Here is a 9,553-nt window from a genome sequence, read left to right on the forward strand (position 1 = left end):
CAGCGCCGACGACCCCAAGAACATCAGTGCCGATGTCGGCTCGGTATTCTGCAATGATGCTAAAAGGCTCGTGACTATTTTCTGGTCCCATCAGCAGGATTACCGCATATGTGTCGGAGCCATTGCTGCTACCTGCGGCGATCGAAATGCGACTTCCATCGGAGACTGGCGGCAGTTCTTTGAGGACCGTGAATCGGGCTTCTACTTCATGCCCAGGAAAATGAACGAGGTTACTCATGCTCAAGCCTTTCCGCTCAAGTTCGCGATGATCTGACAGTTGGTGAAATGGTGAGGGGCTTACTCGCGAGGGACGAGCTGCAATCGCCCCTGGCCCTGCCGCTGGGCGACGTACAGCTGCGTTTGGCGGAGTAGGCCGTTGATCATGCAGTGACGCGCTCTGTCAGGATCGAACAGCCGAATGGCCTTGCCGCCGATGTCGGCCCGCTGTCCAAACTCCATCCCGGCGCCCATCTTCAGGAGCTTATTGCCGAGCCAGAGTGTCCCGCACTTGAGGGGCGGGAGTCCGTGATGTTCCCAGATGTGGCGTGCCGTCACGCCAGATCGCTGGAGTCCGGTGCGGGCTCGCGTAAGCTCGATCTGAACCTGATGCAACTCAGCGCGCATCTCATCGATCAGAGCGGCCTGAGCTGTGACCTTGCCTGACAGCTGGCGCGCAATTCCGTCAGTCCTGCGGATAAGCTCCGTCGTCTCTCCATCAAGGACAGGCGCCTTGCCCTCCATGACAGCGCGAACCTGCGTGTTGCACCACATGTGGAAGTCGGGTGAGAGATATTTTGCATAGGCCAAGCCGACCTGCCAGTGAGCGAAGGTCGCCCCGTTCCGCCCGCGACCTGAGCGGATAATATCGGAAATTCCGACATTACCGGCCACCACCTCCACGAACTCTTGAACCGGTTTGCTTTCGAGCCAGCGGGCAGGCCGCTTCATGTCGTCGCCGCCGGCGGCCTTCCACATATCGGTCAGCGAAAGCATTTCACCTTTGTCGGCGATCGGGTGGCTGTTGTAGACGAGCGCCTTCATGACTTCGCCTCCGCCGTGCCGGCAGCCTCGATCGCTGCGGCCAGATCCGCGGCGATGAGAGCGGCCGCCTCGATGTTCTGCAGGTGCAGATCGAGCTGCGAATTGTCGAGGATAAGCGTCGTCTCGGTTCCGTCATAGACGTCCGGGTCCATGATCCCCGCCGCAACGTCCGAGGCTTCCTCAGCCCCGCTGCGTTCGACCTTGGGGCGAAGCCACGTCAGCTCGCGGGACATGACCGCCGCGATTTCACCGAGGCGGAGCGCAACGTCGATAAGGATCTGACTGGCAGACTGGTCAACGTTGACGCGCGGGATAGTGATCGTAGGCGATGGGATGGGGGATGCGGTTTGCTGTGACATGGTCGCTCCATCGGTCTGATGGAGCTATAGTTAACAACCGAGTGTGTTGCTGTCAACACGTTTGATTGTTAATTTCGCGGCATCGGAAACTTGGCCACGATCGAACCCATCGCCGGCCAGGTAAGAAAGCGGGCGAGAAACGCCTCGTGCGGGTTGTAGAATTTCACGCGGCGGAACCGCTCCTTCTTGTCGCCGTCCTCTTGGTCTTCGAAGCCTATCCAAGTGCACAGCATGCCTGCGGTGCGGCCGTCGGTCATGCCATGAAGCATGAAGACCTCTCCACCGAACTCAGGTGCGGCGTCAGGGTTGACCACTGCAATGTCGCCCTTCTTCAAAACCGGGCTCATGCGTTCGTCCGGCACTACAATGCCATACGCGCCAAGCTGTCCTTCCACCGGATATGCTCGAGGGATGTAAGTCACGGGCTCTTGAAGAAGGACCCACGCCTTCTGCCCACCTTCCTCAGCCATTTCCATACCAAACACCGGCATTTTATGCTCGTCGCGGTATTCGTCCGCTACGTGCGCCCTGACCCCGTAGTTTGAGCCGAACTTTCCAGAGAAGCGGACGAGGCTCTCTTCCGGCTCCACATACGGATCCAAGTTGAGGGCCGCTCTGATCTCCGGCATGAACTTCGATTGGCGGGTAAGGCCACGCTCCAGTCGATCAATCGTCTGTTGATTGGTGCCGGCGCGCGCTGCCAGTTCGGCTTGAGAGATCCCGAGTTTTTCCCTTGCGGTTCGGATCTCGTCCCCCTTCGCCATCATCATCCGGTCAATAAGCGTCTCGCGCTTTTCGTCAGTCATTTCAGCCCCCTGAAGTTGCCAGGCTTCAATGACACATCCGCTCAATCTTGTATAACATATTGATGTGTTGAAACGACTTGTAGTTAACAACCAAACGTGTTAACCCTAGTTTGCCATGACAAACACACCAAACCCCAAAATCGTCACGCGGCTGTTGGAAGCTGCAATCGCCATCGCAGGCTCTGAAGCGAAGCTCGGCAAGATGGTTGCCGTGTCTCAAAACGCAATTTGGTCGGCCAAAAGGAAAGGGCGTGTCTCTGCAGAACTCGCGGCCGGCATCGATCGAGCAACGAACGGGGCTATTCAGAAGTCGCAGCTGCGTCCTGATATCTTCCCTCCATCTGCGGAGACATCACCATGAATCCGCGGGCTCTCCCCCACGCCCCCGAGGTCGTCACCGCCGCCCGCTGGTTGGCCGATCAACGCCAGCAGCTTCCCCGTCCGCTCGTCCCATTTCTGAAGCGCCGCTTTGGAGTTGAACCCAGCGCCGCGATCGAGGCGATCGATCTCGCCGGCCGCATGCTCCTGCTTCGGAGAGCGTTCGCCTGATGAGCCGGGCCGCGAAAACTTGGCTTCAGCGTCAGACGATCGAGGACAGGACTCTGCGCGAGATCCTGGCCGTGCTCGCTTCTGAAGCCGACGGCGCAGGGCACTGCGAGATCACGCAGGCGAAGTTGGCGGCGAGCGTTGGCGTCGCGGAACGCAGCATCCGCCGGCTCCTGCCGATCCTTGAACATCTCGGCGTTCTAACCAGAGCTCATCAATCCGGCTTCGCGAGAAGGGGCCGCGCCGCAGACCTCGTCTCCTTATCACTCGATCGAGATTTTACCCTCCCCAAGGAGAGCATCATGGATGCGAAGGCGTTGGGACCAACCGGACAAAATGTCCTGTTAAACGATGGGGACCAACCGGACAAAATGTCCTCTGGTCCCACGGACGAAAACACGACTGCCCCATATAAGGAACGCGCGCGCAGCGTAGTGTTACAATCTTCACCGTCCAATTCCCCATCATCGTGTTCGGTTCACGTTCGATTTGATGCGCTTCGCTCGAAGTGGCGGGCCTCCATCAAGGTCGACAAAGTGACGATGGAGCTGGGACGGTTCGACACCGAAGCCGAGGCCGTCGAGTTCGCCGACAACGCCAAGGCCGATGTGGTTCGGACCTGGCCGGCGAAGGCGGGCACTCCGTCAGATCCCGTCATTGCCCCTCATCTCAAAAGCCTTGATGCCCCAAATATCGGAGCGTTCCTGTTTGGCGATGACGATGAAGCGACCAATGACGACGGCAGCGGCGAAGCCGATGCTCCGGGTCGAGGGACGAAGTTCCTCGCGGGGTTTGGGGTGGAACCCCATGACCCTCTTCACCCAGACGCTGCGCGCGCGGGCGAGGAGGCGGCATGACCATCCCTCCTGCCACCATCGACAAGCTCGGCAAGCTTTTCCCCCGCTTGGCCAGCGACCATGACGGCGAAGTGGTCGCCACCGCTCGCGCGATCATCCGCACGCTCACCGCTGCAGGCTCCTCCCTTCACGAGGTTGCCGCAGAGATGCAGCCGAAGGTTCGGATTGAGGAACGGGTCGTCTACCGCGACGCTCCCAAGACCAAGGCGAAGCGGAAGAAGGCCCCGGAGCCGCCTCCGCCGCGACCGGACCGCGGGCGCTTCATACCCTATGACCAGGTGATGCGATGGGCGCCGTACCTGCTGAAAGAGGGCGGGCTGAATGAACGCACCGCGTCTTTCGTCAAGACCATGTTCAACCTCGCGACAGCATTCGGCGAGCGGTTCGAAGTTTCCAAGAAACAGGCCGAGTGGTGGCAGATGATCATGGCCGAACATGATCTGGACACGCCCTCCGCTGCGGCCGCATCAACAGAAGGAGTTTCAGCATGACCAAGATCATCAATCTCGCAGACCGAGAGCTCGAGTCCAAAGTCGAGATCGCCGTACGCGACGTCGCTGCAAGCGGCGTAGACCCTTCGACGATGAGTGCCGTCGAACAGAAGGAATTGAGCCGGGCGGCGTGGGAGACGCTGAGCCCCGAAGCCAAGAAGCGCGCGGCGATGGAAGGGTTAGAGCTCATAGCCCGTCGCGTCTTAGGCGAATATATCGCCGAACAGATATGGTTGGCAGGGTATGGATGGGCAGCGACAAAGAAGCAGATCGCGGAGTGTGGCAGCCGTACGAAGATACATCCCGACGATGTCGTAGACTGCCTAGAGGCTTTTCGAACGGCGCATGTCGATTTCACTGCTGAAGAGGCTGCTGATTTCAAATCTCTTTCCCGCTTTATGCCGCTCTTCGTGATGCAATCTGCTGAGACGACGCTGGGTGAAGCCGCGGCGCGCAAGGCCGCCGCCGGCGACAAGCTCGCTCTGTCGTTCCTCGCCTGGAAGGAGATCGCGTGATGTCGTTCAATCGGGAAGCGGGATCTGCAGCGATGATCCTGCTCGACATCATCCGTCTTCGCCTCCGCCTCTGGATGAAGAGGAGCAGCCGCCGATGAGCTACGTCTTCCCTGACAGCCTTGCCATGCTCCGAAACCGGCTGCGCGAACTCGGCGCCGACGTGACCGGCTTCGCCACCGCCCGCCAAGCGGCATTCATGGCGCAGCAGCTGCTCGGCACCCGCATCAAGTTCCCGCCGCAGGGTGCCGACATGTCATCGACACTCTTCCTCATCCAGCAGACGATCTCGGCCGGCCGGGGATCGTCCTTGGAAACGTCTCAACCCGCTGCAAAACAAGGCGGGAAGGGTGGCCGGTCGCCGGCAGGAAAGGGCGCGAAAAAACGTTCCAAAGTCTACCCGACCTGCGACTTCTCTGCCGGCATCCACATCTTCTGCGACGGCGCAGCGATCCCGAACCCAGGCGCGGGCGGTTGGGGTGTCGTCGTCTACCGCGACGGCATCGAGGTCGCATCTCAGTTCGGAGGCAGCGCTGAGGCGACCAACAACCTGATGGAGTTGATGGCGCTGCTGATAGCGATCGAGAAGGCGCGGCAGTTATCCGGAAATTCCGGAGAACTCATCACCATCTGGTCGGACAGCCAGTATTGCGTCAACGGCTGCAACGACTGGCGGCATGGCTGGAAGGCCAAGGGCTGGCAGCGCGGCAGTCCTGAAGCTAAGCCTGAGAATCGGCTTTTGATGAACGCGGACCTCTGGCGCGCGATCGACGCCGCCCTCGACGGCAATGGCGACCTCGGCCGCATCGTCATCAAGTGGGTGAAGGGCCACGCCGGCAACGTCGGTAACGAGCGAGCCGACGAGCTGGCGGAGCAGGGCAGGCAGGAAGCCGGCGGCGCGGCGTCGCGCGGCCGGGATGATGTCCGCGGGCCAGGCGATGGCGGCTCTGTCGATGATCTCGATGAGCGGTACCGGCAAATCATGGGGGCGGCGTGACGCGATCCCCCAACGGCATCAACGTGCACCGCTTCTGCGAAGGGTTCGGCGTCCGCGTGCGGCCATATCGCGAGGGGCGGAACGCCGCCGATCGGCCGCCGAACGTTGTCTATGGCGGGCGCACAGTCGCCCGTCTCCTCCGCCACGACGAGAACCGGGTCGCGCTGATGTTCCGCTGCATCCAGAACAGCAATGCTCACTGCTTCGACGACTACATCGTCCTGGCGGTCTGGCAATTCCTCGGTGCGCACGCCGCCGACACGGCCCACAGGGACGTTGTGGCGGCTTTCGCGAGCATAGACCTCGCCAAGATACGAAACCGCGCTCAGCGCCTCGCCAAAGGCCAGTACGGGCGCATGGGAAAAACCGTCGAGAAGATCAGCAGCCTGATCGCCGACGCACTGATACCGGAGGATGAAGCAGCATGAAGATCTCTGTCGGCAACGAATACATGGACGTCAGCGGCCGCAAGGTGTTGATCCTCGGTGAGCGCAAGACCGCCGGCGGCCTGAAGGTCTTCGCGGGTTACCAGATCGACCGCGGCAAGGCGCGGATCGGCCAAGAGCGGCACTTTAAGTCCAGCGGCCGCGACTTCTACGGCGACATCACCGGCCACCTGATCCGTGAGGCGGACTTCGGCATGACCCTGACCGATTACCAAGCCGTCATCCTCGAAAGGGTGATCGAGGCGATCGACACGGATGGCGCGCTGCCGGTGCGGACCGGACCGAAGATGTTCGGCAACTCCATGCCCGACGCGCTCATCACCGAGGCGGAGATCGTCCTGCTCGACTTCGTGGACTCGCACCAGACCGGCGGCGTCCACCTGCGCCAGCGCAATGCGGCGATCGATGCCGTGACCGAACGGCGCGCGAAATGCAGTCGGGCTCGTATTGGCCGGATGGAAGAGGCGCTCGCCTGGGTTCCGCGCTTCGTCTGGGACCACGAAATGCGGTTGGCTCTCTTCGCCTATGCCGAGGTGAAGGCCCGCGGATGGGACTGGGGACAGTACATCGAGAAGCGAAATCGACGGATGAGCGCAAAAAAAGCATGGGCTAAACGAACGCTCTACAGGTGGATTGAGAAGGCGCTGCAACAGATTGCCGACGGGCTGATCAAGAACGGCATTTTCTTGACCGATACTGCCGGTTTACAGGTGGCACGCCAGGAGGCAGAAAGCTCATGCAAATCGATATCGTCCGGTTTGCACGCGTGGTCGGCACCCGATGAATATCCCGCCTCGAGCGGATGACGAGCCGCGGCCATGCGAGACGATATCGGAGAGCCGCGCTCGGCGCCGCAAGGACCAAGCCGAGGTAAAGCCACAGCCTGGGACACATGGACGCCTGGGGGAACAGCGGCAGAAATTCGAGGCTTCGGCCTCAACGAGCAGAGGCAGCAGGTTCAACTCCTGTCCGGCCGCCCAGCTAGCACTCAGGCAGGCAACTTGAGGGGCGACAAACCCTGCCGACACGGCAGGGGCAGCCGGTAGCTCAACGGAAGAGCGCTGATTGTGTACCCGTCCACATCGGCCGTGACGGGAGAGTTCGAGGCAGTCGCCTCACCAAGTTCGGGAAGAGGTCCGGGTTCAAAGCCCGGCTTCGCGTCAGGAGACTGGCGGGCTGTAGCGACAATCGGTCAGAGCGCTTCCCGAGCCGCTTCAGTGTTTCGGAATTTCCGAACAACTCGCCGGCTGCCATTGTCCGCACCTGAATGCCGCATTATTTTCTGCCTCCCGCGAACCAGGAGGTTGAAATTGCCCGAACAAGATTTGGAAGATTGGCTCGATGAGCAGATGGGGGACATACTTCATACCCCGGGATTTTGCGAAGATCCGTCCCAGTTTGCCACTCATGCGAAGCAGCTTGAGGATGCTGCGATCGCCGAAGGGTACCAAAAGCAAGACCTGATCGATTTCTGCAACGGCGACATTGCGCGTTACCTTTGCGGAAAGCAGGACGAGTATACCCGCGATCACATCGGTCGACAGGAATAGACGTCTCTTCCTAGAGAGGTAGAAGCCGCCTCGCCTAATACCGTTCGTCCGGAAATTCAGCCGGATGCCACCCAGCCCCGTCACCGGTCATCCGGCGGCGGGGTTTTCCATTTCGAGAGGACGCCATGTCGACGCGCCGCACGCTGACTATCCTCGGCCTGATTGTCGTCGCTGCTTGGGCGGTGTCCTGGCTGGCCTCCTGTTCGTCGACAGATCGCCAATGGCGAGAGAGCCAGACCGTGCTGGAGAACCTGCCCGATGCTTGATGTCCGCGAGGAGTGGCTCAGCCCAAGCTTCCAGAAGCATCACATCCATCTGGGGGACGAGGTCTACATCGTCCTGCATCGCTTCACGGAAGTTGACACCGGCGATCCGCACGACCATCCCTGGAGCTTCACGACCACGATCGCCAAGGGCAGTTACGTCGAGGAGATCTTCCAGCTCGACGGCACCAGCGAGCGAGTTCTCCGAAAGCGCGGGGACTCGTTCCAGGTGCCAGCCGGCCGCATCCATCGCATTGTCGAGCTGCCCGAGGGCGAGTGCGTCACCGCGGTCCTCTACGGTCCGAAGGAGATGGAGTTCGGGTTCTACCGCTTCGAGGACGGGCGTGCGCTGTACCGGCAGCATGATCAGACGGAGTGGGGCAAGGCATGAAGCCCTTCATCATGATGCTGCCCGATCCCGCATGGCATTGCCGCATCGGCAAGATGCGCCTCAAGCCGGGGGCGACCATGATTTGTCCCTTCGCCTGCGGCAACGACTACTGACGTTCAACCCAGGCCGAAAGGACATGCAGATGACCACTCAGATCGACGTGAAGGCAAACCACGGCTGGCCGGTCAAGGTGACGGGCGTCAATCCGAAGACCGACGAGGACATCCCGCACTATGGCGGCGTCGTGCCGGCCGGCGAGACCCGCACCTTCCACTGCCACTCGACGATGGACCTGCGTGTACATGAGATCCAGCCCGACGAGGTTGAGCAGCCCGAAACTGATCGAGCGGCCTAACGCTCCCGCATGCCTGAAATGGAGCCGGGATTTGCGGCCCGGTTCGTCCCGCTAGTATCTGAAAGAGGGGTTCATGAAGAAGTTTTCGGTAAGCCGATAGAGTTCAGATACGCGGCCTTCAGCGGTCTCTTCGATGATCCCGACGTCAACTGGCATACCGATATCGCTTGACGCCAGTCGCTCGAGTTCCACTACAGAACGAACCGCGAGCGCGTCGAAGCCAGCGCAGTGCGACCTCAGGCCTCCGAGAACTTCCGCTGCCTGCGCGGTGTGCGTGCCAGAGACAAAACTGCTTCGGTGTTGGCTCGGTTCGCCGGTAGAAAGGTTGATCGATACTATCCTCCCATTCCCGTCAGACCCGATTGAGGCGGTTATTATGAAGGTTGGCGGGATTTGACGATCGTTTATCCGCCAAGTCTTCGCGGCCTCACGAAGGATGACCGGGCCATCCGCTTGGCAGGCGGCAATAATCTGGTCCGGAGATGCCTGATGAGCGATGTCTTTGAGTTTCGCAACCATCACGTCGGCGGCTCCAGTGCCTGCTCCTCCTTGAGCAATGATGACATCGTTTGAAAGCCGGTGAAGCTTGTCCACAATGCTGAGGCGACCGTTTTGGTGATCACGACGCTTGGTGTCAGCCGCGAGGAATACCTTGCCAGCGAAGCACTCGCCGAAAACAACAGTCATTCTAAGCCTCAATAGTAGCCGATGCCCGTCCCGAAGAACGCCTGGCATGAGAAAGTCGCCCAGGCGCCGGCAAACGGCAAGATGGTAACTGATGATCACGCTAGGGCCGGTCAGGGGGTGACCGCACTGCCGACGCGATGACGTCAACACAGATCAGAGTGCCCGAGTGGTCTAAGGGTAAGCAACGATAGCTACTCCTGAAATGTCGAGTTGCCGACAAGTAAGGGGCAGCCGAGGGTTCGAATCCCTTCT

General features: G+C 60.5%; 17 protein-coding genes. 13 read left to right on the forward strand and 4 right to left on the reverse strand.

Going from position 1 to position 9,553, the window contains the following annotated elements:
- The coding region (locus ACLE20_RS15055; protein ID WP_410941134.1) for a hypothetical protein at positions 1-274 on the forward strand (274 nt) is incomplete at its 5' end.
- A 23-nt stretch (positions 275-297) separates the two neighbouring features.
- Here ACLE20_RS15055 and ACLE20_RS15060 read toward each other — a convergent pair.
- The 3 genes from ACLE20_RS15060 to ACLE20_RS15070 all read right to left on the reverse strand — a co-directional run bounded on the left by ACLE20_RS15060 (position 298) and on the right by ACLE20_RS15070 (position 2,206).
- The gene (locus ACLE20_RS15060) at positions 298-1,041 is read right to left on the reverse strand and encodes a KilA-N domain-containing protein (protein ID WP_410941135.1); all 744 of its coding nucleotides are present in this window, start codon (positions 1,039-1,041) and stop codon (positions 298-300) included.
- Positions 1,038-1,400 (reverse strand): hypothetical protein, encoded by a 363-nt coding sequence (locus ACLE20_RS15065; RefSeq protein ID WP_410941136.1) that lies wholly within the window; start codon positions 1,398-1,400, stop codon positions 1,038-1,040. Before ACLE20_RS15065 ends, ACLE20_RS15060 begins: the two co-directional genes overlap by 4 nt.
- A gap of 68 nt (positions 1,401-1,468) precedes the next feature.
- A complete protein-coding gene (locus ACLE20_RS15070; RefSeq protein WP_410941137.1) occupies positions 1,469-2,206 on the reverse strand; it encodes a helix-turn-helix domain-containing protein in 738 nt (245 codons plus the stop codon).
- 115 nt (positions 2,207-2,321) lie between these two features.
- On the opposite strand from ACLE20_RS15070, the gene ACLE20_RS15075 reads away from it, so the two are divergent.
- The 12 genes from ACLE20_RS15075 (at position 2,322) to ACLE20_RS15130 (ending at position 8,614) form a co-directional block, all read left to right on the forward strand.
- Positions 2,322-2,567, forward strand: coding sequence for a transcriptional regulator (locus ACLE20_RS15075; protein ID WP_410941138.1), 246 nt, complete (start codon positions 2,322-2,324; stop codon positions 2,565-2,567).
- Positions 2,564-2,755, forward strand: a complete 192-nt coding sequence (locus tag ACLE20_RS15080; protein ID WP_410941139.1) for a hypothetical protein — start codon at positions 2,564-2,566, stop codon at positions 2,753-2,755. Before ACLE20_RS15075 ends, ACLE20_RS15080 begins: the two co-directional genes overlap by 4 nt.
- Positions 2,755-3,609, forward strand: a complete 855-nt coding sequence (locus tag ACLE20_RS15085) for a hypothetical protein (RefSeq protein WP_410941140.1) — start codon at positions 2,755-2,757, stop codon at positions 3,607-3,609. Before ACLE20_RS15080 ends, ACLE20_RS15085 begins: the two co-directional genes overlap by 1 nt.
- Complete coding sequence (locus ACLE20_RS15090; protein ID WP_410941141.1) at positions 3,606-4,100, forward strand: hypothetical protein; 495 nt, start codon at positions 3,606-3,608, stop codon at positions 4,098-4,100. Before ACLE20_RS15085 ends, ACLE20_RS15090 begins: the two co-directional genes overlap by 4 nt.
- On the forward strand, positions 4,097-4,615 hold the full coding sequence (locus ACLE20_RS15095) for a hypothetical protein (RefSeq protein ID WP_410941142.1): 519 nt from the start codon (positions 4,097-4,099) through the stop codon (positions 4,613-4,615). The genes ACLE20_RS15090 and ACLE20_RS15095 overlap by 4 nt, the downstream gene beginning before the upstream one ends.
- 94 nt (positions 4,616-4,709) lie before the next feature.
- On the forward strand, positions 4,710-5,609 hold the full coding sequence (locus tag ACLE20_RS15100) for a ribonuclease H (protein ID WP_410941143.1): 900 nt from the start codon (positions 4,710-4,712) through the stop codon (positions 5,607-5,609).
- Positions 5,606-6,037: a hypothetical protein gene (locus tag ACLE20_RS15105; RefSeq protein ID WP_410941144.1), complete on the forward strand. Its 432-nt coding sequence runs from the start codon at positions 5,606-5,608 to the stop codon at positions 6,035-6,037. Before ACLE20_RS15100 ends, ACLE20_RS15105 begins: the two co-directional genes overlap by 4 nt.
- A complete protein-coding gene (locus tag ACLE20_RS15110) occupies positions 6,034-6,861 on the forward strand; it encodes a hypothetical protein (RefSeq protein ID WP_410941145.1) in 828 nt (275 codons plus the stop codon). Before ACLE20_RS15105 ends, ACLE20_RS15110 begins: the two co-directional genes overlap by 4 nt.
- Positions 6,862-7,365: 504 nt before the next feature.
- Positions 7,366-7,605, forward strand: coding sequence for a hypothetical protein (locus tag ACLE20_RS15115; RefSeq protein WP_410941146.1), 240 nt, complete (start codon positions 7,366-7,368; stop codon positions 7,603-7,605).
- A 125-nt stretch (positions 7,606-7,730) separates the two neighbouring features.
- Positions 7,731-7,871 carry a hypothetical protein gene (locus ACLE20_RS15120; protein WP_410941147.1) on the forward strand — a complete coding sequence of 47 codons (141 nt, stop codon included), beginning with the start codon at positions 7,731-7,733 and terminating at the stop codon, positions 7,869-7,871.
- Positions 7,864-8,259: a hypothetical protein gene (locus tag ACLE20_RS15125; RefSeq protein WP_410941148.1), complete on the forward strand. Its 396-nt coding sequence runs from the start codon at positions 7,864-7,866 to the stop codon at positions 8,257-8,259. The genes ACLE20_RS15120 and ACLE20_RS15125 overlap by 8 nt, the downstream gene beginning before the upstream one ends.
- A 142-nt stretch (positions 8,260-8,401) precedes the next feature.
- Positions 8,402-8,614 (forward strand): hypothetical protein, encoded by a 213-nt coding sequence (locus ACLE20_RS15130; protein WP_410941149.1) that lies wholly within the window; start codon positions 8,402-8,404, stop codon positions 8,612-8,614.
- A gap of 51 nt (positions 8,615-8,665) precedes the next feature.
- Here ACLE20_RS15130 and ACLE20_RS15135 read toward each other — a convergent pair whose 3' ends face one another.
- A complete protein-coding gene (locus ACLE20_RS15135; RefSeq protein ID WP_410941150.1) occupies positions 8,666-9,301 on the reverse strand; it encodes a hypothetical protein in 636 nt (211 codons plus the stop codon).
- Between the last annotated feature and the right edge of the window lie 252 nt (positions 9,302-9,553).

The sequence above is a fragment of the Rhizobium sp. YIM 134829 genome, assembly GCF_046546455.1.

Bases quoted from the DNA above. Each gene is read 5' to 3' on its own strand.
- ACLE20_RS15130 (WP_410941149.1), top strand. From the start codon at position 8,402: ATGACCACTCAGATCGACGTGAAGGCAAACCACGGCTGGCCGGTCAAG.
- ACLE20_RS15065 (WP_410941136.1), bottom strand. From the start codon at position 1,400: ATGTCACAGCAAACCGCATCCCCCATCCCATCGCCTACGATCACTATC.
- ACLE20_RS15100 (WP_410941143.1), top strand. From the start codon at position 4,710: ATGAGCTACGTCTTCCCTGACAGCCTTGCCATGCTCCGAAACCGGCTG.
- ACLE20_RS15060 (WP_410941135.1), bottom strand. From the start codon at position 1,041: ATGAAGGCGCTCGTCTACAACAGCCACCCGATCGCCGACAAAGGTGAA.
- ACLE20_RS15135 (WP_410941150.1), bottom strand. From the start codon at position 9,301: ATGACTGTTGTTTTCGGCGAGTGCTTCGCTGGCAAGGTATTCCTCGCG.
- ACLE20_RS15080 (WP_410941139.1), top strand. From the start codon at position 2,564: ATGAATCCGCGGGCTCTCCCCCACGCCCCCGAGGTCGTCACCGCCGCC.
- ACLE20_RS15075 (WP_410941138.1), top strand. From the start codon at position 2,322: ATGACAAACACACCAAACCCCAAAATCGTCACGCGGCTGTTGGAAGCT.
- ACLE20_RS15110 (WP_410941145.1), top strand. From the start codon at position 6,034: ATGAAGATCTCTGTCGGCAACGAATACATGGACGTCAGCGGCCGCAAG.
- ACLE20_RS15085 (WP_410941140.1), top strand. From the start codon at position 2,755: ATGAGCCGGGCCGCGAAAACTTGGCTTCAGCGTCAGACGATCGAGGAC.
- ACLE20_RS15120 (WP_410941147.1), top strand. From the start codon at position 7,731: ATGTCGACGCGCCGCACGCTGACTATCCTCGGCCTGATTGTCGTCGCT.
- ACLE20_RS15125 (WP_410941148.1), top strand. From the start codon at position 7,864: ATGCTTGATGTCCGCGAGGAGTGGCTCAGCCCAAGCTTCCAGAAGCAT.
- ACLE20_RS15095 (WP_410941142.1), top strand. From the start codon at position 4,097: ATGACCAAGATCATCAATCTCGCAGACCGAGAGCTCGAGTCCAAAGTC.
- ACLE20_RS15070 (WP_410941137.1), bottom strand. From the start codon at position 2,206: ATGACTGACGAAAAGCGCGAGACGCTTATTGACCGGATGATGATGGCG.
- ACLE20_RS15090 (WP_410941141.1), top strand. From the start codon at position 3,606: ATGACCATCCCTCCTGCCACCATCGACAAGCTCGGCAAGCTTTTCCCC.